The sequence below is a fragment of the Citricoccus sp. NR2 genome (assembly GCF_027594385.1).
Classification (GTDB): Bacteria; Actinomycetota; Actinomycetes; order Actinomycetales; family Micrococcaceae; genus CmP2.
Genome location: NZ_CP115154.1, coordinates 1,793,171 through 1,814,415 on the forward strand (window position 1 = coordinate 1,793,171; position 21,245 = coordinate 1,814,415).

General features: G+C 64.3%; 24 protein-coding genes. 7 read left to right on the forward strand and 17 right to left on the reverse strand.

Features of this window, described 5'->3' with window-relative positions:
- Positions 1–58: 58 nt before the first annotated feature.
- The 4 genes from O1A05_RS08495 to O1A05_RS08510 form a co-directional block, all read right to left on the reverse strand.
- Entirely contained in the window at positions 59–967 is a 909-nt protein-coding gene (locus O1A05_RS08495) for a macrolide 2'-phosphotransferase (protein WP_270104808.1), read from the reverse strand.
- Positions 968–1,102: 135 nt separating this feature from the next.
- Entirely contained in the window at positions 1,103–1,624 is a 522-nt protein-coding gene (locus O1A05_RS08500) for an RES domain-containing protein (protein WP_270104809.1), read from the reverse strand.
- Complete coding sequence (locus tag O1A05_RS08505) at positions 1,614–2,651, reverse strand: hypothetical protein (protein WP_270104810.1); 1,038 nt, start codon at positions 2,649–2,651, stop codon at positions 1,614–1,616. The genes O1A05_RS08500 and O1A05_RS08505 overlap by 11 nt, the downstream gene beginning before the upstream one ends.
- A complete protein-coding gene (locus O1A05_RS08510; RefSeq protein WP_270104811.1) occupies positions 2,648–3,013 on the reverse strand; it encodes a PadR family transcriptional regulator in 366 nt (121 codons plus the stop codon). The genes O1A05_RS08505 and O1A05_RS08510 overlap by 4 nt, the downstream gene beginning before the upstream one ends.
- Positions 3,014–3,191: 178 nt before the next feature.
- Between O1A05_RS08510 and O1A05_RS08515 the strand changes: the two genes are divergently transcribed.
- Entirely contained in the window at positions 3,192–3,521 is a 330-nt protein-coding gene (locus O1A05_RS08515) for a hypothetical protein (protein ID WP_270104812.1), read from the forward strand.
- Between the two features lie 158 nt (positions 3,522–3,679).
- Here the strand turns inward: O1A05_RS08515 and arfB are convergent, their stop codons facing one another.
- Both arfB and O1A05_RS08525 read right to left on the reverse strand, forming a co-directional pair.
- Positions 3,680–4,120, reverse strand: a complete 441-nt coding sequence (gene arfB / locus O1A05_RS08520; RefSeq protein WP_270104813.1) for an alternative ribosome rescue aminoacyl-tRNA hydrolase ArfB — start codon at positions 4,118–4,120, stop codon at positions 3,680–3,682.
- Positions 4,121–4,170: 50 nt separating this feature from the next.
- Positions 4,171–4,956, reverse strand: coding sequence for an alpha/beta fold hydrolase (locus O1A05_RS08525; RefSeq protein ID WP_270104814.1), 786 nt, complete (start codon positions 4,954–4,956; stop codon positions 4,171–4,173).
- Positions 4,957–5,001: 45 nt separating this feature from the next.
- On the opposite strand from O1A05_RS08525, the gene O1A05_RS08530 reads away from it, so the two are divergent.
- Positions 5,002–6,765, forward strand: a complete 1,764-nt coding sequence (locus O1A05_RS08530; protein ID WP_270104815.1) for a GNAT family N-acetyltransferase — start codon at positions 5,002–5,004, stop codon at positions 6,763–6,765.
- Between the two features lie 8 nt (positions 6,766–6,773).
- On the opposite strand, the gene O1A05_RS08535 is transcribed toward O1A05_RS08530, so the two are convergent.
- Complete coding sequence (locus O1A05_RS08535) at positions 6,774–7,571, reverse strand: VOC family protein (protein ID WP_270104816.1); 798 nt, start codon at positions 7,569–7,571, stop codon at positions 6,774–6,776.
- Positions 7,572–7,667: 96 nt separating this feature from the next.
- The gene (locus O1A05_RS08540; RefSeq protein WP_270104817.1) at positions 7,668–8,417 is read right to left on the reverse strand and encodes a helix-turn-helix transcriptional regulator; all 750 of its coding nucleotides are present in this window, start codon (positions 8,415–8,417) and stop codon (positions 7,668–7,670) included.
- Between the two features lie 71 nt (positions 8,418–8,488).
- On the opposite strand from O1A05_RS08540, the gene zapE reads away from it, so the two are divergent.
- The gene (zapE, locus tag O1A05_RS08545) at positions 8,489–9,541 is read left to right on the forward strand and encodes a cell division protein ZapE (protein WP_270104818.1); all 1,053 of its coding nucleotides are present in this window, start codon (positions 8,489–8,491) and stop codon (positions 9,539–9,541) included.
- Positions 9,542–9,575: 34 nt separating this feature from the next.
- On the opposite strand, the gene O1A05_RS08550 is transcribed toward zapE, so the two are convergent.
- Positions 9,576–10,151, reverse strand: a complete 576-nt coding sequence (locus O1A05_RS08550; protein WP_270104819.1) for a 1-acyl-sn-glycerol-3-phosphate acyltransferase — start codon at positions 10,149–10,151, stop codon at positions 9,576–9,578.
- A 40-nt stretch (positions 10,152–10,191) separates the two neighbouring features.
- On the opposite strand from O1A05_RS08550, the gene O1A05_RS08555 reads away from it, so the two are divergent.
- Positions 10,192–10,737, forward strand: a complete 546-nt coding sequence (locus O1A05_RS08555) for a GNAT family N-acetyltransferase (protein WP_270104820.1) — start codon at positions 10,192–10,194, stop codon at positions 10,735–10,737.
- Here O1A05_RS08555 and O1A05_RS08560 read toward each other — a convergent pair.
- Both O1A05_RS08560 and O1A05_RS08565 read right to left on the reverse strand, forming a co-directional pair.
- On the reverse strand, positions 10,734–11,798 hold the full coding sequence (locus O1A05_RS08560) for an LLM class flavin-dependent oxidoreductase (RefSeq protein ID WP_270104822.1): 1,065 nt from the start codon (positions 11,796–11,798) through the stop codon (positions 10,734–10,736). The two genes, O1A05_RS08555 and O1A05_RS08560, sit on opposite strands and share 4 nt — an antisense overlap.
- Positions 11,799–11,873: 75 nt before the next feature.
- Positions 11,874–12,713, reverse strand: a complete 840-nt coding sequence (locus O1A05_RS08565) for a SurA N-terminal domain-containing protein (RefSeq protein WP_270104823.1) — start codon at positions 12,711–12,713, stop codon at positions 11,874–11,876.
- A 137-nt stretch (positions 12,714–12,850) separates the two neighbouring features.
- On the opposite strand from O1A05_RS08565, the gene O1A05_RS08570 reads away from it, so the two are divergent.
- A complete protein-coding gene (locus O1A05_RS08570; protein WP_270104824.1) occupies positions 12,851–13,534 on the forward strand; it encodes a sulfite exporter TauE/SafE family protein in 684 nt (227 codons plus the stop codon).
- A 32-nt stretch (positions 13,535–13,566) separates the two neighbouring features.
- The gene (locus O1A05_RS08575) at positions 13,567–14,331 is read left to right on the forward strand and encodes an IS6-like element IS6100 family transposase (RefSeq protein WP_001389365.1); all 765 of its coding nucleotides are present in this window, start codon (positions 13,567–13,569) and stop codon (positions 14,329–14,331) included.
- An 18-nt stretch (positions 14,332–14,349) separates the two neighbouring features.
- On the opposite strand, the gene O1A05_RS08580 is transcribed toward O1A05_RS08575, so the two are convergent.
- From O1A05_RS08580 to intI1, 3 genes are all read right to left on the reverse strand, one after another.
- Positions 14,350–14,916 (reverse strand): replication protein RepA, encoded by a 567-nt coding sequence (locus O1A05_RS08580; RefSeq protein ID WP_054953247.1) that lies wholly within the window; start codon positions 14,914–14,916, stop codon positions 14,350–14,352.
- Positions 14,909–15,565 carry a recombinase family protein gene (locus O1A05_RS08585; RefSeq protein WP_012196454.1) on the reverse strand — a complete coding sequence of 219 codons (657 nt, stop codon included), beginning with the start codon at positions 15,563–15,565 and terminating at the stop codon, positions 14,909–14,911. The genes O1A05_RS08580 and O1A05_RS08585 overlap by 8 nt, the downstream gene beginning before the upstream one ends.
- 588 nt (positions 15,566–16,153) lie before the next feature.
- The gene (gene intI1, locus O1A05_RS08590; RefSeq protein ID WP_000845048.1) at positions 16,154–17,167 is read right to left on the reverse strand and encodes a class 1 integron integrase IntI1; all 1,014 of its coding nucleotides are present in this window, start codon (positions 17,165–17,167) and stop codon (positions 16,154–16,156) included.
- Between the two features lie 101 nt (positions 17,168–17,268).
- On the opposite strand from intI1, the gene sul1 reads away from it, so the two are divergent.
- Positions 17,269–18,120 carry a sulfonamide-resistant dihydropteroate synthase Sul1 gene (gene sul1 / locus O1A05_RS08595; protein WP_007929940.1) on the forward strand — a complete coding sequence of 284 codons (852 nt, stop codon included), beginning with the start codon at positions 17,269–17,271 and terminating at the stop codon, positions 18,118–18,120.
- Between the two features lie 21 nt (positions 18,121–18,141).
- On the opposite strand, the gene O1A05_RS08600 is transcribed toward sul1, so the two are convergent.
- The 3 genes from O1A05_RS08600 to O1A05_RS08610 form a co-directional block, all read right to left on the reverse strand.
- Complete coding sequence (locus O1A05_RS08600) at positions 18,142–19,143, reverse strand: IS481 family transposase (protein WP_182171687.1); 1,002 nt, start codon at positions 19,141–19,143, stop codon at positions 18,142–18,144.
- Positions 19,140–20,321 (reverse strand): Cmx/CmrA family chloramphenicol efflux MFS transporter, encoded by a 1,182-nt coding sequence (locus O1A05_RS08605; RefSeq protein WP_065247304.1) that lies wholly within the window; start codon positions 20,319–20,321, stop codon positions 19,140–19,142. Before O1A05_RS08605 ends, O1A05_RS08600 begins: the two co-directional genes overlap by 4 nt.
- A gap of 311 nt (positions 20,322–20,632) precedes the next feature.
- Positions 20,633–21,031 (reverse strand): sulfate permease, encoded by a 399-nt coding sequence (locus O1A05_RS08610; protein ID WP_166232713.1) that lies wholly within the window; start codon positions 21,029–21,031, stop codon positions 20,633–20,635.
- Positions 21,032–21,245: the final 214 nt, after the last annotated feature.

Sequence of the window (21,245 nt, forward strand, 5' to 3'; positions counted from 1 at the left end):
ATCACGGTGCTCGCTGAGGGACATGAATGTCTCGTCCAGATGGAGGAGGCTGAGTGGGTCATGGGAGGTCGCCATCTGCGGGGTTGAGCTGGGCGGCAGCGGCGGCGTGATGCTCATGGTCCTCGGTTGTCAGGGCGAAGAGTGCGTAGGTGAGTGGGGAGAGGCTGAATAGCTCCGTGCAGTGTTCCGCGAACCGGGGCCCGGCTTCTCCGCCGGCTGCGACGTAACGGCGCACGGTTTCCGTGAAGGCGGCGTCGGAGACGCTGGCCCGATGGAAGGCGAAATCTTGGGCCGGATCGCCGATGGCGGCGGTGGTCCAATCGAGAACGCTGAGAATCTGTTCGCCGTCGAGAAGGAGATGGGCCGGGTAAATCTCGCCGTGGGTGAGGACCGATCGGTTGGGCCAATAGCTGTCGTCGGCCAGCCAGTTCAGCCAGCGGCCCTGCAGGCTCGGCGCGATGCTGAACTCGCGGGCGACGCGGTCGATGTTTTCTCGGATGGACTCGCGATGCTCGCTCGGGGTGAGTGCGGTGATGCCCGTATCCTCGACCGTCGCGGGGGCCATGGAATGTAGGCGAGCCAGGAGCGTGCCGAGACTGTCGCTGAAGACGGGGGAGTGCTCGTCGAAATGCCACACAGGGGTGCCATCGGGCTGCAACGTGAGTCCCGGCTCGCCCGGCAGAATCGGGTAGGCGATCAGCCTGTCAGTGTGAATACGCCAGTCCGGAACGGCGACGGGCAGGTGAGGCGCGACGCGCTGCAGCACGCGCCCCTCGATATTGGCCCGGGTCATCACCTCGGCGCGTCGAGGGATGCGCAGCACCCAGCGCTGACCATCAACGGCGTCGACGATCGCCACACGAAAATCGAGGCCGAGCTCATTGACGGTGATCGTTTCGGGGTCGACGTCGAGGTTGTGCTCGGCTGCGAGGCGGGTGATGGCCGTGGCGTCTGCGGCGGAATCCATGGCGCCTAGTCTGTCACGAGCGTGGCGCGGCTGCCATGGTCATCTGGCTTTGATCCTTCGTAGGCTGGTGACACCTCGCGATCGGCTACATCGAGTTGGGCGTGACCGCTCTTCCCCGCGGGCGGCGGTTCGAATTCAGTAAACCGAGCGGGAATCGGCTCGGCGTGTGCGCCGATCGGTGACGCTGACCGTGGGTGCGCCCTCACGGTTCCAGGCGAACAGAGTCAGATGCCACAGGCCAGGTCGTTGACGGGACGGATCGATCAGTCCCTGCGCTCCACACGCCTCGAGGTGACGGCGCACTCGCCACGACGGCGGCGTCGCTCCCTCGGCCAAGGCTGCCTGCCAGTCGCCGAAGGCCTCCTGCGGATCGACTCCCATACTCGCCATGGCCGAGGCGTCGCGTAGATCGGCGATGCGATGGGCCTCCACCGCGAACTCCAGCAACACCTGTTGCGGTGCAGCGCGGGCCGCGTGCTTGATCATCGCGGCGTCGACCCCGTCCACCGAGGAACTGAGGTACAAGGTGGGTTCTTCCCGCGAGGAATAGCGTCCCGGCGCATGTGATCCCTTCAAGACGGCGTCGGCGAATCGGGCCTCGACGGCTCTGTAGAACGTCCCGGAGATGTCGGTGAAGAAGGAGGCGTCAGCGCTCACGAGCGACCCGCCGCCATTCAAGAGCGGCGGAGACAGCCGCCACCGCGAACCAGGCGGCACCCCACCAGCTTGCATTCTCCTCCACCAGGGCAATGATGTTGTAGATACCGATGAGGGCAGCCACGCACGTGTACATCCACGCTATACGCCGGTGCCGCACGTGTGGAGCGGGCTGAAACTGATCCGCATAACGGGGGGGCTGGCCGAATTCCTCACTCAGGGGCAGTTCCGATTCGTGGGCGTGGGACTGTGCCTCGGTGACAATGGTGCGGACTCGTGCGTCGGTGATGTCGCCGCGAGCACGCAGGGCGGTGCCGAGAGCGTCGAGCCATTCTTGCTCGCTTGACGGAGTGGGGCTGGGCGCGTGCTGCTGCGGTCCGGGCCAGATTTTCGCGGTGGCCCACGCGAAGAAGACACTGATGACGGTGACGCCGAGCAAGCCGAGCAGTACATTGATGTTCAGATCAACGGCGTTGGTGATGCTGAAAATACCGACGATGGCAGCCGTGCTGACTCCGATTGTCGCCACGGCGGCCAGCACACCCCATCGTTGTGAACGGGCCCGTCGCTGCGTGGTGAAGATCGCTTCCGTCGCGCGGCAGACCGCTGCCAATAACAGCGGGGCCAGCGCCAGTGACAGGGTGAAACGATCGCCCCAGGAAGCGGATATCACCATGTAGAGGAAGAAAAGGCCGGCGAAGAAGCTGGAGATCACGAAGGTCTCTACCACCAAGTCGCGAGCGGTCGTCCGGGAAGCCGCGGTAATGTCCACTCCTTCCTCGCGCCAGCGTGCGCGTTGGTCGCGATCCCAAGCCCGCGGAGAGCCGAACAGAGCTTCCGGTGTCTCTTGACTCGCCGCCAGCTGATCGGCTGTCTCGTTGAGCGCCTCGACAATGCGCTGCTCGACGACGTCCTCCATCACCATCGACCCCACCGCGTGCCAGGCCCAGGTACCGTCGGTGGGCTGGTTCCGGGCTTCTTCGATGCGCTGGATGGCGGCGGGAATAGTCTGTGCCGTGCTGCTCATCGTGATTCCTCCTTCGACGGGGACGATGCGGACGGCGTTTCAGGTCGCAGAGTGACGACCAACTGCTCCCATGACGACACTTCCTGGGCGAGCCGGGAGCGACCAGGCTCGGTGAGGCGATAAATGCGACGTCCCGGGCCGCGTTCGCTGTGCGTCCATTCGGTCTCCACCGCACCTTCCTCTCCCAGCGCGGACAGCAGGGGATACAGTGATCCGCCCTTGGGCCGACCCAGGCCGCGGGCCTTCCAGTGTTCCCCGATGGCATAGCCGTGCAGGTCTTGATTCGCCAGTACGGCCAGTACCGCGGTGCCCATGACGGCTCGAATCCACGAGTTGGGCCACTGCGGCTGAACATCTGTCATGTACCTAAGTATGAAATATATCTAGTGGACTTAGCAGGGCTGAGCGAGGTGGATGAATGTGATCACATCCATGCAATGGTTGTGGAGAAAAGACGCGCCATGAGCGCCCAGAGAAGAGAACCACGAGAGATGCTCAAAGGAATCATCGTGATCGCACTGGCGTATTTCGGGGGGACTCGTGGGCGCGGCGATCGCTCTGGTGGTCATTCCGCTCACCGTCGCCCAGTTCTGCATCGGTTCGGCCATGCTGATCGGCGGATCCAACTGGAGCCCGCAGGTGGCCGGTTGGGGCGGCTTCATCGGTGGCGCACTGTTTGGCGTGATCCTGATGTTGATGAGTGTGGGACAGCTGCTGCAGATCGAGACGGTGGTACGGCCGAGCGTCTACCGGCCGATCTTCGTCGTCGTCACCGTGCTGGCGTTCTGCCTGAGCTTCGTGCCTTTCACCGCGCTGGTGAACAACGTGTACCCGGTGCTGGGCTGGTTGGGAATTCCACCCGGAGGCTGAGGAATGGGGCGAGTTCGTCGGCTCGGAAGTGTACGTCGAGCTCGAAGAGACCACCGGCATGGAAATTCCGGTGGAGGTTCAAGAACAGCTGGGGCAGCAGTTGGCCGAGCAGGGGCTGCCGGACTGGGCCGACCAGTCATAGCAGCCCTGTGCTCGTTTTACTGGTCGCGGGGTCGGCGGCGTTGCTGTTTGATGTCGGAGCGCCGCTTTTTGTGTTCGAGACGTCGGCGCTGGGAGCCGCGTGTCGGCTTCGTCGCACGGCGCGGAACCGGCGGGATCAGCGCTTCCCGAAGTAGCTCCGCGAGGCGCTCGCGTGCGGTGACGCGGTTACGCTGCTGGGAGCGGTGCTCCTCGACGCTGACCGTGAGCACGGTGCCTGACAGCCGCGGAGCCAGCGCGCGCAGCGCCCGCTCGCGCTGGCACTCGGACAGGGCGGTGGTGGTGGCGAGATCGAGACTGAGCTGCACCCGGGAATCGGTGGTGTTGACGTGCTGCCCGCCCGGACCCGAGGAGCGGGAGAACTGCTCGGTCAGCTCCGAGGCCTGGATGGTGAGGCCTCCCGGCGCGCCGGGTCCCGGCACGATCCTGAGATGGTCCACACTCGCCTCCTGTCGTGGTCTCTCGTCTGGTTCACCGCGTGAGCGGCGCGTCAGCGTCGGCGCGGATGATGGGCGTCCTGGAACAGCACGCTCGGCCACTGCGCCACCTCGTCACGCGTGGCGGCGATGCGCAGATCCCGGCAGTCCAACAGCCGCGCCAGCTCATGGGCGGTGGAGACCGGGTGGGCCGGGTCGTCGGCCCAGGCCAGGATCGTCGTCGGAATCTCCAGTGCGGCCAGCCGCTCGTGCGAGGGCAGATCGCTCAGCGCGGCGCCGCGCAGCACCGAGGGCAGCAGCGACTCTTTGACGTCGGGAGCCGTCTCCGGGGACCCTTGGGTGGCCGGAGGCGACGGCGCCATGCGCTCGGCGCGGATCAGGGCTTCTACGCCGTGGCGCTCCACCAGGTCGGCGGCCCGGTGGTAGTCGTGTGCTTTGCTCCTGCGGGTCTCCCACGCGGTCGGCGGCACCACGAGGGTGAATCCGCTGAAGCGATCCGGTTCCAGCACCGCTGCGTGCAGCAGGGTCGCACATCCCATGGAGGGGCCCACGCCGTGGACCGGCTCACCGGGGAAGCGGTGCTCGAGCAGCTCGAGCAGATCCTGGGCGAGCCGGGTCCACTGATAGTCCTCTGCCACGGGACGGCCGTGGGACTCTCCGTGACCGCGCGCATCGAAGCGCAGCAGCCGGGTCCCGCTGAGGCCCCGGCCGAGGTCGAGGTCGAGAACCCGGTCGCGCGTGCGGCTGGAGGTGAGCCCATGGAGCTGAACCACGGCCGGGCCGCCCTCGTCGCTGTACTCGCCGGCCAGGCTGGCTCCGGGTACCGAGAACATCTGCATGGTCGCCCCCGATCGTCGATGCCGCTGCTGTTATTCTAAGCCGGTATGAGGCTCTCGAACGTCGCTCATCTGCGGTTGCCCTTCGGACGGCTGCTGGGCTACGACGTCCGGGTCCGCCGGACCGACGTGCGGCTGCCGATCTCCTTCGACCAGCATCGTCACGTCTCCGCGGGGGATCGACCCGGTTCCTGGATGGCCATCTGCTTCACCCTGCCCGAGCCGGTCGACCGCGAGCGACTGGCTGAGGTGTGGTTGGCGGTCATCGCCCGGCACGGCACGCTGCGCACCGCCTTTGTTCAGGACGACGACGGGCTGCATCTCCACGAGCTCGACGTGGAGCCGGGACAGTGGACGGAGCATCCGGTGGGCACCGGCCAGGAGGTCAATGACACGGTTCGAGACGTACTCGACCGCCACTGCACGCCATTCTCGACGCCGTCGCATCGGCTCTGCTTGCTGGAGACGGCACTGCGGCCCACGGTGATCATCGGCTCGGACCACGCTCACGTGGACATGTGGTCGATGCTGGTGATCCTGCGCGATCTGCTGTGCGCCCTGGACCCGGGGCAGGAGGCGGCGGAGCTGGCATCCGTCGGTGTGCCGGCGTTCGTCGAGCACACGCGTTCGCTGGCGGAGCGCCCCAAGGCGCCACACCAGGTGCACCGCCGCTGGGCCGAGACCATCGAGGCGAGCGGAGGCAGCATGCCGCGTTTTCCGCTGCCCCTCGGCGATCCGGTGCCGCAGGCCCAGCGGGTCGAGGTGCGCGATGTCCTGGGTGTAGACGACAGCGCCGCCTTGGCCCAGCAAGCACATGAAGACGGGGTCTCCACGCTGTCGGAGATCGTCTCGGCCATGACCGAGGTGACGCGCGAGCTGGTGGGCCAGCCGCTGCGGGCTGTGTTTCCGGTGCACAGCCGTTACGACTCCACATGGCATGACTCGGTGGGATGGTTCATCGCCAACTCGGTGCTGGAATCTGCCGATCCCGACCCGCGTGCGTGCGCGGCGGCCGTCCGGGAAGCCGTTCAGCTGGGGTCTTGGCCGCTGGCCGAGGTGATGGAGCCCTGGGGCGGGATGCCCGAAGCCCCGGGCATGTTCGCGGTGTCCTGGCTCGACCTGCGCCGGCTGCCCGTCCGCGTCGATTCGGAGGGGCTGGACGCCCAGTATGTGGGCGCCTCCATCCGCTCCGACGGGGTGATGCTGTGGTTCATCCTCGATGGCTCCGGGCTGCACCTGCGCTGTCGGTATCCGGACACGGACGAGGCTCGCCTCCATGTGGGCGGCTGGCTGGACGCCCTGGTGCGCACCGTGCGTGCCCGTGCCGACGCATCGGTCAGCGGTCTGCTGCGGGTCGGGTCCCGCCGCTATCGGGTGCGGCGGGCCCGCCGCAGCGAGGTTGCCGACGTCGTGGCGCTGCTGGCCGACGATGAACTGGGAGCGGCGCGCGAGAGCGAAGACCTGGAACGCTACGAGCAGGTCTTTGACGCGCTGTCCCGGGATGTGGCGCATCACCTCACGGTGGTCCGGGACGAGCACGCCCGCGTCGTCGCCGCCATGCAGCTGACCATCATCCCGGGGCTGACGCGCAACGGATCCACCAGGTTGCAGATCGAGGGGCTGCGCGTGGCCCGCGACGAGCGCTCGCAGGGGCTGGGCACCGCACTGATCGAATGGGCCCACCGCTATGGAAAGACCCGCGGCGCCGTGCTGGCCCAGGTGGCCACCGATCGGGTGCGCTCGCGGGCGCATGTCTTCTATCGTCGACTCGGCTACGAGGACAGCCACCTCGGGTTCAAGCGGGTGCTGTGATCGCTCGGTCAGCCCTCTGGGACCGCCTCGGACATCGCACAGATCTGGAAGGTGGCGCCCGTGGGATCGGACACCGTGGCGATGCGGCCGAACGGGGAGTCGACGGGGCCATCTAGCAGGCGGCCGCCGAGATCCTGGATGCGCTTGGCGGCAGCATCGCAGGAGTCCACCGCCAGATAGATACGCCAGCCGGCGGCCTCCTCGGGCATCACCCCGGTGGCATCGCCCAAACCCCAGGAAGCTTCGTTTTCGGGGCCGTTGGTGACGTAGCGGAAATCGTTGTCGTCCATGGACTCGGACATGCTCACCAGGTTGGCGTCGAAGACCTGCGTGTAGAAGTTGCTGGCTTGGTCGAAGTGGTGGGTCATCAGCTCGAACCAGACGGGGGATCCGGTGGCCATAGTGAAGTCGTAGCCTTGAAGCTCTCCGGGCTGCCAGATGCTGATCAGCGCGCCGGTCGGATCGAGCAGGGTCGCGGTGCGTCCCAAGGCCCCGATGTCCTGGATCGGCATGACCAGCTGGGCACCGTGAGCCTCGGCGGTGGCGGCGCGGGCCTCGGCGTCATCTACCGCGAGGAAGACTCCCCATTCGGACGCCAGCGGTTCGCCGTCGGGACAGGTCATGTCCGAGACGTCCATGATGCCGCCGACCAATGCGCCGTCGTTGCGGATCAGGTGGTAGTGGTCGAACTCTTCGCCCATATCCTCGAAGGTCCAGCCGAACAGGTCGGCGTAAAACCGCTGGGCGGCGGCGAAGTCGAGGGTGCCGAGATCGACCCAGGTGGTGGTGCCGGTGGTGCGTTCCATGATGATGCTCCTTGAGAGTGGGTGGCCGAGCGGTCGGTGTGGTTTCAGCCTAGGGACGGGGCGGGGGCGATGTTTGTCCGATCGTGCGCAGTCTTGTTAACGCTGGCACAGTACCGGCAGGGCGCTGAGCAGCGGCAGTCGCAGCGGGTCGGCGGGGTCGTCGCTGAAGCGCAGGCGCACGGAGGTGCTGGCGGTGATCGGCGTCGTGTGGACGGCGACCATGGGCTGAGTCGGGGTGAGCTGGTCGCTGGGGTCCGCATCAGCGGCGACGGCGAAGCCGAGCAGGAACGGGGCGCCCGGGCACAACGGCAGCCTCAGGTGGCGCACGCTCTGGACCAAGACTCCGGCGGCGGGCAATCCGAGCGGTGCCGGCTGCGGATACCACCCGATCCACAGATAGGCGTCTCCGCGCGGGCTGAAATCCTCCGGGAGCTCCAGATCGAGGCGCACAGACTGTGCGGTCGGCCGGCACAGGGCGAAGGGGCGCGGCGGCCGGTCGGCAATGGTGTGGGCCAGGCGCCGCAACTGTCCGGGAGCCACACCGACCACGCTGCGGAAGCGGCGGCTGAAGCTGGATAGTGAATCGAAGCCGACCGCTGCGGCCACGTCGATCACGGCGTCGTCGTCGTGGAGGAGTAGGCGCTTCGCCGCATCGATGCGCAGCGCGGTGAGGAACTGACCTGGAGTGACTCCGGTGCGCAAACGGAAGAGGCGGGTGAAGTGGAACGGGCTGTAGCCCACGTGATCGGCCAGGTCCCCCACGGTGAGCGTCGCGTAGTGTTCCTGAGCCAACGGGACCAGAGAAGCGAGATTGGGGGTGTGCTGAGCGAGATGCGCTGTCCTCACAGGCCCGAGCCTATCCTGTGTGATCAATCTCGCACAGTGCTTGCGTGCGCCGCTGGTTAGCATGAGGAATCGTGCACCCTACTCCCTCCCTCGTCGATCGCTCACACCCCGAACTTGGCACCCGGGTCCTGGATCCGCAGCAGCGTGATCTGGCCGAGTCGGTGCGCGCGTTTTTGGGGTCGAAGCCGAAAAAGTCTGGGCCGGTCGGTTTCTACGTGCACGGCCCGGCTGGACGCGGCAAGACCTGGCTGATGACGACGCTGGTGGACGAAGCGCCGATGCCGGAGTCGGCGAAGCGTCGCGTGCACTTCCACGAGTTTTTCCGGCAGCTGCAGCGCCAGCTTGGCGCCCACGCCAGCACCCGGTCTGCCATTAACGAGACGGTGAATACCTTGCTCGACGGCGCCGGGCTGTTGTTTTTCGACGAACTGCACGTACATGACCCCGGCAGCGCGGCCCTGCTGAATACACTGCTCGCAGAAGGCGTGCGGCGTCGGGTGCCGATGCTGATCACCTCGAACTACGAGCCCGAGGCGCTGCTGCCGAATCCGATGTATCACCACGTCGTCGTGCCCGGTATTCAGACGGTGCGCGAGCATCTGCTGGTGCGTACTCTCGACGGCGGCGTGGACTACCGACAACAGAATTCCGGCGCCGACCACGGTTTCGCTTCCGGTACTTGGGTGGACGTCACACCGGACGGCGATCATGATACCGCGCTCGCCGAGCTCGGCTTTGCGGCTCCCGCGGACGACGAAGCCACCGAGGTGTTGGAAGGCCACCGAGCACTGCGCGCCCGATGTGCACGCGAGGCCGAGATCTGCTTCGATTTCGCCGACCTGCTGGAAGCCCGCACCACCACCCGTGACTTCCTCGATCTTGCGGATCGTTTCGAGACCTGGGTGATCACCGGGGTGCCGGCACTCTCCGGATTCAGCCGCGCCGCCCGGCAGCGCTGGGTGACCCTGATCGATGTACTGGTGGACCGCGACCGCGCCCTGATCGTGTGCTCGTCCGTGTCGCGGGACGCTTTGATCGATATCGACGACCCGCCCACTGATCTCTTCCGGGCCCAGAGCCGGCTGGCCCTGCTGTGGGGCACCAGCGCTGGCGTCGGCGCCTGAGACCTCGCCGAGATCGTGCAGAGCTGAACCCGGCTCAGCGCAACCCGGACTCGTCTCGCAGCCGCGGCTCCACCCGGTGCTCGGGTGTGTGTCCGGCTTTGTCCTGGTAGAACTCCCGAATCCGGTCCATATCGGCGGAGACGTCTCCGGTGAGTTCGAAGCTCGGGCCGAGCCCGGTGGTCATGGTGGTGCGATCCACGTAGCCCAGGGTCACCGGCATGCCGGTCTCGCGGGCCACCCGGTAGAAGCCGGACTTCCAGTGCGCGTGCCCCTTGCGGGTGCCATCGGGGGTGACCACCAGTCCGAACACCTCGCCAGCGCGGATCTGGGCGACCACTTCCTCGACCACCCGCGAGGCGTCGTCGCGATCCACAGGAATCCCGCCCAACCCGCGCATGATCGGTCTGCGCCAGCCCTGGAACAGGCTTTTCTTGCCCAGCCAGCGCACGTCAATATCTAGCCGCCAAGCGATCGCGAGCATCAGCACGAAGTCCCAGTTGGAAGTGTGCGGGGCACCCAGCAGCACGGTGGGCTTCTCGGGGGCAGGTTCGGTGCGCAGCGTCCAGCGGCTGCAGGCCCAGAAGGTGCGGGCAAGGGCGCGTCGAATCATGAGGCCAACGCTAGCGCATCCGCCGTGACACTATGGACGCATGTTGACTCTGCGCCGACTAGATCCCACCGGAGCCGACCGGGAGGCGCTCATCGCGTTCCTCACCGGCCACGAGTTTCCCTTCCACATGCGTCCACGCCTGACTCGTGCCCAGGTCGAGCAAGACATTGACGACGGCGACTATCGGGACGATGAGAACGACTCGTACTGGCTGCATCACCAGGATCACGGTCGCATCGGCATCGTCCGGCTCGAGGACCTCGAAGATCCCTCGCCCGTGTTCGACCTGCGCCTGGCCACCGAGCATCGCGGACACGGTTTGGGCGAGGCCAGCCTGCGTGCCATCACCCGGCACGTCTTCGAGACTCTGCCGAACGTTACCCGCTTCGAAGGGCAGACCAGGGAAGACAATATTGGCATGCGCACCCTGTTTCTGCGCTGCGGCTGGCTCAAGGAAGCCCACTATCGGGAAGCCTGGCCGGTCGCTGGTGGTGCACCGCTTGCCTCGGTGGCCTATGCCATCCTCCGACGCGACTGGGAAACCGGCACCGTTACCCGCTTTGAGTGGGAAGACCTCACCGGCTAGCTGGTGGTCGCGGGCCGAGCGGGCTGCCACCCCAGTGCCGGACCGAGGTGCGTGGCGATGTCGGTGAGAATCTGGACGTAGTCCTCGTGGCCGAAACTGAATGGCAGGGCGAAAGCGACCTCATCGACTTCCTGGAAGCCGGCGTGGACGGCCAGTTGCTCGGCGATCTGTTCGGAGGTGCCCACCAGATCCGGGGCGAAGAGCATCCCGCGCGGCCCCTGCGGCTGACGGGTGCGCGGCAACCGCTCCGCCACGTAGTCTTCGTAGCGACGCTTCTGCTCCGGAGACGCCGAATCGGTGGGGATGACGACGAGGCCCTGCGACACCCGGCCCGGATTCACCGGTGCGGCCGACTCCGCCACTGCCTGACGGTACGCGCGAATCTGGCGTGCCTGTACCGCGGCGAAATCGGGTGCAGAGTCCAGTTCGTCCGGTTCCGGGAACACGACGCTGCTACTGAGCAAGTTGAAGCCGTGCTGACCCGCCCACACGGCAGAGTCCAGGCTCCCGGCCCCGTACCAGAGCCGAGCGCGCAGACCGGAGGAGTGCGGTTCAACCCGCTGCGAGAACTCCTCGACCACGCCCTGCTTGCCGGAAAATTCGCGCACCGAGTCCCCAGCCACGAACCGGGCGAACCGCTCCACCCGGGCCTTGCTGAAATCCTCCACATCAGCAGATTGTGGGTACAACTCCTCGCGTACCGTGTCGTAGTGCATCGGGGCGCCCACGCTGACACCGGGGTTCACTCGTCCGCCGGAGAGCAGATCGACCGTCGCGAGATCCTCGGCGAGTCGCAGCGGATTCTCCCAGCCCAGGGGAGTCACCGCGGTGCCCAGTTCGATGCGTTGTGTGCGCTGGCTCGCCGCCGCCATCACCGCCACCGGTGAGGAAATCCCGAACTGCAGGTGCCGGTGTCGCAACCAGGCGCTATCGAATCCCAGCTGCTCGCCGAGCTCGATGATCTCCAGGGTGGATTCATGCCCGGCGCGCGGGTCGTCGGGATCGAACAGTCCGATGGTGAGGAAACCCAGACGGCGGAGGCTGGATGCGGGAGTGGTCATAGCGCAAGCTTAACGACACTTCCAGACCCGGCGCTCCGCCGTCGTCATATGGGGGTGTTTGCTGAAGGGGTGCGATTACTCCTCGGCGCCGGTCCCTGCTTCGGCGTCACCGGTATCGAGATGCTTCTCGACGTCGGCATCGGCGCGCAGTTCCTCCACGTGAGCGTTGACCGCCTCGTTCTGCTTCTGGGCGATGGCCTGTTCCTCGAGCTGCGGCTTGAGCTCCTCGAAGGTGGGCAGCTCCTCCGAGCTGGCGCTGTCCTCGGCTGACTCCTCGCCTTCTGCGCCTTCCTCAGCGCCCTGCATCATGGCCTCCTGCTGGGCGATCTGCTGGTCGTAGAGCTCCTGCAGTTCGTCGTCGCTCGGAGACTCGACGTCGAGGGACTCAATCAGCTGGTCCAGCTGAACCTGCTTGCCAGCGTCCTCACGGACCTCCTCCTCGGATACGCCCTGCTCTTCGAACTGGGCGAGAAGATCGTCGGTGGATTCCAGCTGGTTCTGCGTGGCCAGCTCGGCCAGGAACTCATCCACCTGCTCGTCGCTGGCGGTCATGCCCTGCTCCTCGGCGTCGGCGAGCAACAACTCATTGCCGATCATCAGCTCCAGGGTGTCGGCCTTGATCTGATTCTGGTCGACTTCCTCACCAGACATCTGGGCCTGCATTGCCATCTGGCTGAACTGTCCTTCGAAAGCTGCAGTGAAATCCTCACCGGAAATGTCCTGGCCGTTCACGGTGGCCACCACATCCGGGATGTTCTCGGTATCGGGCTCGGGCATCTGCGTTTCGGCGCCCTCGGCAGCGGTGGCTTCGCCGTCGGCAGCCCCCTCACCGTTCTCCCCGCCCTCGGCACCGCAGGCGGCCAGGCTCAGAGCGGCGGCGACGGCGGCCATGCTCAGCAACAGCTTCTTGGACATGATGGCAACACTTCCTTTGTCAGGTCAGGATCATGGTTCAGGGGCGAACCTAACAGCCCAGACTGGGTAAACGATTCAGCCGGTGCCCAGGCGATTCTCAGCCGAAAATGCCATGACCTCTAGACTGGGGAGCGCTCATGACTTCTCTGATGATGACCCTGCTCGTGGTCCTGCTCGTGGTGGTGGCCACCGTGCTCCAGCGCCTCACCGGCCTGGGCTTCGCCATGCTCGTCACCCCGTTTTTCGTGATCCTGCTGGGCACCCACGCCGGGGTGATGCTGACGACCCTGCTGGCCATCGTGGCCTCCGTGGTGATGCTGCCCTCGATGTGGCGTCACGTGGATTGGTCCGCGGTGGTCTGGATCGGAGCGCCGGCTGTGCTGATCATTCCCGCCGCCAGTTGGGCCGGACGGTGGTTCGATTCCGCCATCATCTACCTGCTGGTGGGCGGGATCGTGCTGATCGGACTGAGTGCCTCGCTAGCACTACAACGTGCCACGGTGACTGTGAGGGGAAAAACTCCGCAAATGCTCACCGGGGCGATCGCTGGGGCGGGCACCGTCCTGGCCGGAATCGGCGGACCAGCCATGACCATCTACGGGGTGCTTTCGCGCTGGCCGATGCTCTCCTTCGCCGCCTCGATGCAACCGCTGTGGATCGTCATCTGCGTGGCTGCGGGCTTGTCGCGTTGGCTGATTTTGGGCTCGACGCCGCCGGATTTCCCCTGGTGGGGATGGCTGGGCTGCGTGCTCGGTATCGTACTTGGCGCCTGGGCAGGGCAGCGGCTGCGCCGGCTCTGTTGCAAAAATCGTGAAGCTTGAGCATGCTTGGCGGAGATTGGACGGACGGAACGATGACGGATTTCAAGTGGCGCCATTTCCAGGGTGATGTGATCCTGTGGGCGGTGCGCTGGTATTGTCGCTATCCGATCAGCTATCGCGACCTTGAGGAAATGCTGGCGGAACGCGGCATTTCGGTCGACCATACGACGATCTATCGCTGGGTCCAGTGCTACGCCCCGGAGATGGAGAAGCGGCTGCGCTGGTTCTGGCGGCGTGGCTTTGATCCGAGCTGGCGCCTGGATGAAACCTACGTCAAGGTGCGGGGCAAGTGGACCTACCTGTACCGGGCAGTCGACAAGCGGGGCGACACGATCGATTTCTACCTGTCGCCGACCCGCAGCGCCAAGGCAGCGAAGCGGTTCCTGGGCAAGGCCCTGCGAGGCCTGAAGCACTGGGAAAAGCCTGCCACGCTCAATACCGACAAAGCGCCGAGCTATGGTGCAGCGATCACCGAATTGAAGCGCGAAGGAAAGCTGGACCGGGAGACGGCCCACCGGCAGGTGAAGTATCTCAATAACGTGATCGAGGCCGATCACGGAAAGCTCAAGATACTGATCAAGCCGGTGCGCGGTTTCAAATCGATCCCCACGGCCTATGCCACGATCAAGGGATTCGAAGTCATGCGAGCCCTGCGCAAAGGACAGGCTCGCCCCTGGTGCCTGCAGCCCGGCATCAGGGGCGAGGTGCGCCTTGTGGAGAGAGCTTTTGGCATTGGGCCCTCGGCGCTGACGGAGGCCATGGGCATGCTCAACCACCATTTCGCAGCAGCCGCCTGATCGGCGCAGAGCGACAGCCTACCTCTGACTGCCGCCAATCTTTGCAACAGAGCCGGTGAGGGTGCTATCCCATAGCGCCCGATCTTCTGGCCGCTTGGGATTCCAGAATAGAAAAGCGCGCTTGGCAATGACGACGTTCTCAATGCCGAAGTCATTGCCTTGCTCGCCGGCAAGCGAAATCATGGATGAAAACAGGCGTTGCGCCTGATTGCGAAGGGTGGCCGTGTAACGGCCATCGGTGTGCATTCCGAGCCTTTGTAGAAATTCCGATTGCGACCGGCCAAGGTTCAACACGGGGTCTTTCGTTCGCACGGCCTCGGTGCATATCCAAGCAAGCAAGGTGCGCGGCATAGAACCGTAGGGCAGGCCGATGCTCGGCTTGCCCATGATCGACAAGGTGACGATGCCATTGGTGCGCTCAAAGTAGCTGGTCTTGGGGTCGGTGTGGGGCATGGTCGCTTGCACAAGGCAACGGGCCATGTAGCCGACTAAGCCAGCTTCGCGGGCATCCTCCATTTCGAGCGCGAGGCTCGTCTTGATGATCTCGTTGATACGATGGCCGGGGGCTTTGTTGTTCTTAGGCATGTTGTTCCCTCCCCGGCATGGTGATGGTTGGTCTAGTGTTTGTGGGTTTGATGTTCCGGCGTTTGATGAACAGGCGCAAGGTGTGAGGGCTGACGCCTAACAACTCGGCTGCGCGACTTTGCGGCAAGCCAAGGTTCACGTATGCCTGTACTTCATCAATACGGCTGTCCAGCTTCAAGGCGCTCGATTTGCTGCCCTTGGGTCGCCCGAGCGTCTTGCCGCGCTCTCTGGCGACTTGTAGCGCCTCGGTGGTACGTGCCTGAATGAAATGCCGCTCGATCTGTGCAGCCAAGCCAAGCACGGTTGCCATGATGTCGCTTTGTAGGCTGCCGTCCATGATGATCTTCTGTTTGGTCACATGGACGATTAGGCCGCGCTCGCTCGCCGCTTTGAGAATTTCCAAGGCGGCGAGGGCGGAACCGGCAATGCGCGTAATCTCCGGCGTCAGTAGCACGTCGCCACGCTCGGCCTTTTCGATGATTGCTCCGAGCTTGCGCTTGCGCCAGTCCTTTGCTCTGCTGGCAATTTCTTCCTCGATCTGTAGCGGCGCGAAGCCTTTGGCGTTCGCGTATTCGAGCAAACCGTATTTTTGGTTTTCCGGGTCTTGGCCGTCACGCGAAACCCGGAGATAGGCATAGTATTTTGGCATTTGCAGGGAAAACGTCAGATTCGGTTAAACATGCCTCATTCTAGCGCAGATTAAATAGGAATTAAATACCCTGTTGCGGTATAGATAAAACGTTGGTTTGTTCTGCCCTATGAGCGTACAAAAAAGGCCGGGTGAGTGGCCCGGCCTTCGTTTAGGTGCTGAATAGGATTGGTTCTGGTGCCAGCCTCATGAGAAGCGCGTCATAAAACCACATGAGGGCCGACGCACCAAGGCCGACGCCTGCGACCGATAGCATGATGTGGGTCTTATTGGCCGAGTCCAGCCCAAGCCACATGATCGGTAGGGTGATGAGACTGGCGAACGAAGCCAAGCCGAGAAGAAAGCGCACCGGGCCGCGCAGCCACCAGAGAATGAGGAACACCAGATGTCGTTTTCAGAAGACGGCTGCACTGAACGTCAGAAGCCGACTGCACTATAGCAGCGGAGGGGTTGGATCCATCAGGCAACGACGGGCTGCTGCCGGCCATCAGCGGACGCAGGGAGGACTTTCCGCAACCGGCCGTTCGATGCGGCACCGATGGCCTTCGCGCAGGGGTAGTGAATCCGCCAGGATTGACTTGCGCTGCCCTACCTCTCACTAGTGAGGGGCGGCAGCGCATCAAGCGGTGAGCGCACTCCGGCACCGCCAACTTTCAGCACATGCGTGTAAATCATCGTCGTAGAGACGTCGGAATGGCCGAGCAGATCCTGCACGGTTCGAATGTCGTAACCGCTGCGGAGCAAGGCCGTCGCGAACGAGTGGCGGAGGGTGTGCGGTGTGGCGGGCTTCGTGATGCCTGCTTGTTCTACGGCACGTTTGAAGGCGCGCTGAAAGGTCTGGTCATACATGTGATGGCGACGCACGACACCGCTCCGTGGATCGGTCGAATGCGTGTGCTGCGCAAAAACCCAGAACCACGGCCAGGAATGCCCGGCGCGCGGATACTTCCGCTCAAGGGCGTCGGGAAGCGCAACGCCGCTGCGGCCCTCGGCCTGGTCCTTCAGCCACCATGCCCGTGCACGCGACAGCTGCTCGCGCAGGCTGGGTGCCAAGCTCTCGGGTAACATCAAGGCCCGATCCTTGGAGCCCTTGCCCTCCCGCACGATGATCGTGCCGTGATCGAAATCCAGATCCTTGACCCGCAGTTGCAAACCCTCACTGATCCGCATGCCCGTTCCATACAGAAGCTGGGCGAACAAACGATGCTCGCCTTCCAGAAAACCGAGGATGCGAACCACTTCATCCGGGGTCAGCACCACCGGCAAGCGCCGCGACGGCCGAGGTCTTCCGATCTCCTGAAGCCAGGGCAGATCCGTGCACAGCACCTTGCCGTAGAAGAACAGCAAGGCCGCCAATGCCTGACGATGCGTGGAGACCGAAACCTTGCGCTCGTTCGCCAGCCAGGACAGAAATGCCTCGACTTCGCTGCTGCCCAAGGTTGCCGGGTGACGCACACCGTGGAAACGGATGAAGGCACGAACCCAGTGGACATAAGCCTGTTCGGTTCGTAAACTGTAATGCAAGTAGCGTATGCGCTCACGCAACTGGTCCAGAACCTTGACCGAACGCAGCGGTGGTAACGGCGCAGTGGCGGTTTTCATGGCTTGTTATGACTGTTTTTTTGTACAGTCTATGCCTCGGGCATCCAAGCAGCAAGCGCGTTACGCCGTGGGTCGATGTTTGATGTTATGGAGCAGCAACGATGTTACGCAGCAGGGTGACGGTGTTCGGCATTCTGAATCTCACCGAGGACTCCTTCTTCGATGAGAGCCGGCGGCTAGACCCCGCCGGCGCTGTCACCGCGGCGATCGAAATGCTGCGAGTCGGATCAGACGTCGTGGATGTCGGACCGGCCGCCAGCCATCCGGACGCGAGGCCTGTATCGCCGGCCGATGAGATCAGACGTATTGCGCCGCTCTTAGACGCCCTGTCCGATCAGATGCACCGTGTTTCAATCGACAGCTTCCAACCGGAAACCCAGCGCTATGCGCTCAAGCGCGGCGTGGGCTACCTGAACGATATCCAAGGATTTCCTGACCCTGCGCTCTATCCCGATATTGCTGAGGCGGACTGCAGGCTGGTGGTTATGCACTCAGCGCAGCGGGATGGCATCGCCACCCGCACCGGTCACCTTCGACCCGAAGACGCGCTCGACGAGATTGTGCGGTTCTTCGAGGCGCGGGTTTCCGCCTTGCGACGGAGCGGGGTCGCTGCCGACCGGCTCATCCTCGATCCGGGGATGGGATTTTTCTTGAGCCCCGCACCGGAAACATCGCTGCACGTGCTGTCGAACCTTCAAAAGCTGAAGTCGGCGTTGGGGCTTCCGCTATTGGTCTCGGTGTCGCGGAAATCCTTCTTGGGCGCCACCGTTGGCCTTCCTGTAAAGGATCTGGGTCCAGCGAGCCTTGCGGCGGAACTTCACGCGATCGGCAATGGCGCTGACTACGTCCGCACCCACGCGCCTGGAGATCTGCGAAGCGCAATCACCTTCTCGGAAACCCTCGCGAAATTTCGCAGTCGCAACGCCAGAGACCGAGGGTTAGATCATGCCTAGCATTCACCTTCCGGCCGCCCGCTAGCTGTATGAGGTCATGAGGTTGTTGACTCGTGTCGGTGTCGCAGAGGCGGGCGGTTGCCCGTCGTGAGCGCCGTGGGGACGGTGATAGTTGTAGTGCCGGTTCCACACTTCGAGCGCGGTAGCGCGTTCGTCTTCTGAGCGCCAGGTGCGAGCGTAGAGAAACTCTTCGGCGAGGATCCGGTTGTAGCGCTCGACTTTGCCGTTGTGTCGGGGCGTGTATGGGGTGATGCGCTGGTGTCGGCTGGTCCCGACTGCGTCGCGGAAAGCTGCGGATCGGTAGCAGGAGCCGTTGTCGGTTACGACGCGCTCGATCCCGGCGATGCCGTGCTCGGCGAACCAAGCTCTTGCACGCCCGAGGAACGCGACGGCAGTGACGGCTTTCTCATCCGGCAACGCTTCGGTGTACGCGAGTCGGGTGTGCCCGTCGATGGCCGAATGCAGATAGACGTACCCCGTCTTCGTGCCTCGGGTCTTCTTACGTGCAACAGCTTTAGCCTTCTCGCTGCCTTTGCCGTGCACGCGCCACCCGCCGCCATCGGGGATGCGACCGACCTTCTTCACGTCCAGGTGCACCATGTGGCCGGGACGTTTGGTGGTGATGTGTTGCGGTTCCCGGTTCGTCTCGCCGTTGGGGTCAATAAACTTGCGCTGGTTCAGGCCCAGCTGCGCGAGGAGCCGGGTGATGGTGCGCCGGCTGACCGGTGTTCCCGCTTGCTTGAGCTCGAATGCGATACGCGACGCCGACCATTTATGTTCTCGTCGCATTGACTCGATCTGCTTCACGAGGCGGCCAGGCGTTGCAGAGGGCTGCCGGATCGGCGACGACGAGCGGTCCATTAGGCCGACCTTCCCGAATCGTTTGTATCGGTTGACCCATTTCGAGGCGGTCGCACGGGAGACCCCCATCTCGGCGGCAACATGAGAAATGGGTCGAGTCCGACAGCGCGCGACGAGTCGACGACGACCTTCGACCGTCAGGGGCGCGTTTGCGTGCGTCACTTGACCACCTCGCTCTCGACGGGTGCAATCAGCCGAAGAAGCGGAACTGCGAGCAGTAGTGCCGTGGTGGTCACGAGCACGGCTACCCAAACGGGTCCGAGCGCGCCCGGCATAACGCTGAGTGCGGCAGAGGCGAGCACGGGACCGGCTGCCGCGCCCACGTTGAGTGCCGCTGTCGCGTATGACCCCGCCATGGTGGGCGCACCCGCCGCGGCATAAAGCACTCGCGTGATCAGCGTGCTCCCGACGGCGAACCCCACCACACCCTGAGCGAAAACGAGCCCGAGCAGGGCGACGGGGTTCGTTGCGAAGAGCGCCAGCGCGACCCACCCGAGCACCAGAACGCTGCCACCGCCCACGATGACGATGCGGGGTCGGGCATCCGAGAGCCGTCCCGCAACGGTGACGCCGATGAAGGAGCCGACGCCGAAGAACACAAGCGCCACCGGCACCCACCACTGGGTCAGGCCGGCGGTGTCCGTAACGATCGGCGCGAGAAAGGTCAGCGTGGCGAATGTGCCGGCATTCACAAGGGCAGCGAGCAGCATCGTTAGGACGAGGCGCGGAGAGGACAGCTGCGCCAGCTCCACGCGCAACGAGGTCGAGGACGACTCCTCCTTTGACGAGTCGTCGGCTTTAGTGGTGAAGCCCGCAGCGATGCCGATCGCAGCGGGGATGCAGAGAAGTGCGATCGCCCAGAACGTCGACTGCCAGCCAAGTGCCGTACCAAGTAGCGTACCCGCGGGGACGCCTGCGACGGTGGCGACGGTGGTACCCGCCAGCAGAACCGCCACGGCCCGACCTTTGGCATCGGGTGCTACGAGTTTTGTTGCCGCACCCAACGCGACCGCCAAGAAGCCTGCATTAACGATCGCCGCGATCACGCGCGTGATAAACAGAACAGTGAAGTGCGGGGTGAGAGCCCCGATGATATGGGTCAGCGCGAAACCGATCACGCAACCCAGGAGTGTCGCTTTTACAGGGAGGCGACGAGTGAACGCGGCCATCACAGGTGCACCGATTACCATCCCTGCGGCGAACGCCGACGTCAGGAGACCAGCGGTCCCCACGGAAAGGCCGAAGTATCTGGAAATGTCGGGCACGAGGCCGGCGAGCATGAATTCGGAAGTACCCATGGCAAAGACCACCAGGGCAAGAAGATAAAGAGCGAAAGGCATCGAGATAGCTCCGAAGCGAGAGTACGAACAAGAGAACGTCTCGTCACCACGGTCAGCGCCCAAAGGACACCCGAATGACATGCTGCACGTAGCGGGCAGCAGGGAGCTAGGGGCTCAGCTGAGGTGAGGGGCTGACGGCGTGACCGAAAGCCCCTGAGTGTCCGATTCAGGGCTCGACATACGACTCATCGTAGCCGCTTACGTCGCCACCCACAAAGCACGTCAACAACCTCATGGCCAGCAACATCTAGCCACGAGGTGACACCTCCACGCTCGGGACATGATGACCTGGTGACGTAGCGCTGCGGGCGTTATCGAGTTGTGAAGGATGCATCCTTCAAGTCTGGAGAAGACCCGCTCGTTGCTGAGTTCCCTGCTCGCTGCGCGGAGGCCGAGGCGCATCGTTCGCGGATGCGCGCCCTGGCGAGGATGGCGAGGCTCACGGGGCCGATCCAAAGGAACTTGAACCCGTTCCAGAGCAACAGTGCAAACAGGAGGTAGAGGCTCTCGTGCCAGCCGTTCCGGATAAGGGTGACGCACATCGCAGCGGCGAAGATGTATCCGCCGCCCAGGAGGAGCATCGCGGGGATGCCCCATCTGAGGCCTCGGCGGGTGCGGATCTTGTCGAGGAGGATGTTCGTGGGCATCCAGCAGCGCAGGAATCTGCGGGTACGGATGCTGTCGTCCCAGAGTCGCTGGAAGAGCGTCATGGCGGTGTCTCACTTTCACACGGGAGCTATGTCGGTGCGGCTGGTCCTGTGTGGTGAGTGCCCGCCTGGTGTCGGGCGGCCTGCTTCGCCCGCTAACGACGGGTTCGGCGCGTGATTCTTCCTGCCTGTTCCAATTCTACGCCTGACCTCGTCGGCCCGGTAAGCGTTGCAAGCCCTTGCGCTCAGTAGTGACTTCGGAACCGATCGGTCGGAC

Coding starts and splice junctions, on each gene's coding strand:
- O1A05_RS08495 (WP_270104808.1), bottom strand. CDS start 967: ATGGATTCCGCCGCAGACGCCACGGCCATCACCCGCCTCGCAGCCGAG.
- O1A05_RS08505 (WP_270104810.1), bottom strand. CDS start 2,651: ATGAGCAGCACGGCACAGACTATTCCCGCCGCCATCCAGCGCATCGAA.
- O1A05_RS08510 (WP_270104811.1), bottom strand. CDS start 3,013: ATGACAGATGTTCAGCCGCAGTGGCCCAACTCGTGGATTCGAGCCGTC.
- O1A05_RS08525 (WP_270104814.1), bottom strand. CDS start 4,956: ATGCAGATGTTCTCGGTACCCGGAGCCAGCCTGGCCGGCGAGTACAGC.
- O1A05_RS08530 (WP_270104815.1), top strand. CDS start 5,002: ATGAGGCTCTCGAACGTCGCTCATCTGCGGTTGCCCTTCGGACGGCTG.
- O1A05_RS08535 (WP_270104816.1), bottom strand. CDS start 7,571: ATGGAACGCACCACCGGCACCACCACCTGGGTCGATCTCGGCACCCTC.
- O1A05_RS08550 (WP_270104819.1), bottom strand. CDS start 10,151: ATGATTCGACGCGCCCTTGCCCGCACCTTCTGGGCCTGCAGCCGCTGG.
- O1A05_RS08555 (WP_270104820.1), top strand. CDS start 10,192: ATGTTGACTCTGCGCCGACTAGATCCCACCGGAGCCGACCGGGAGGCG.
- O1A05_RS08560 (WP_270104822.1), bottom strand. CDS start 11,798: ATGACCACTCCCGCATCCAGCCTCCGCCGTCTGGGTTTCCTCACCATC.
- O1A05_RS08565 (WP_270104823.1), bottom strand. CDS start 12,713: ATGTCCAAGAAGCTGTTGCTGAGCATGGCCGCCGTCGCCGCCGCTCTG.
- O1A05_RS08570 (WP_270104824.1), top strand. CDS start 12,851: ATGACTTCTCTGATGATGACCCTGCTCGTGGTCCTGCTCGTGGTGGTG.
- O1A05_RS08575 (WP_001389365.1), top strand. CDS start 13,567: ATGACGGATTTCAAGTGGCGCCATTTCCAGGGTGATGTGATCCTGTGG.
- O1A05_RS08580 (WP_054953247.1), bottom strand. CDS start 14,916: ATGCCTAAGAACAACAAAGCCCCCGGCCATCGTATCAACGAGATCATC.
- O1A05_RS08585 (WP_012196454.1), bottom strand. CDS start 15,565: ATGCCAAAATACTATGCCTATCTCCGGGTTTCGCGTGACGGCCAAGAC.
- intI1 (WP_000845048.1), bottom strand. CDS start 17,167: ATGAAAACCGCCACTGCGCCGTTACCACCGCTGCGTTCGGTCAAGGTT.
- sul1 (WP_007929940.1), top strand. CDS start 17,269: ATGTTACGCAGCAGGGTGACGGTGTTCGGCATTCTGAATCTCACCGAG.
- O1A05_RS08605 (WP_065247304.1), bottom strand. CDS start 20,321: ATGCCTTTCGCTCTTTATCTTCTTGCCCTGGTGGTCTTTGCCATGGGT.
- O1A05_RS08610 (WP_166232713.1), bottom strand. CDS start 21,031: ATGACGCTCTTCCAGCGACTCTGGGACGACAGCATCCGTACCCGCAGA.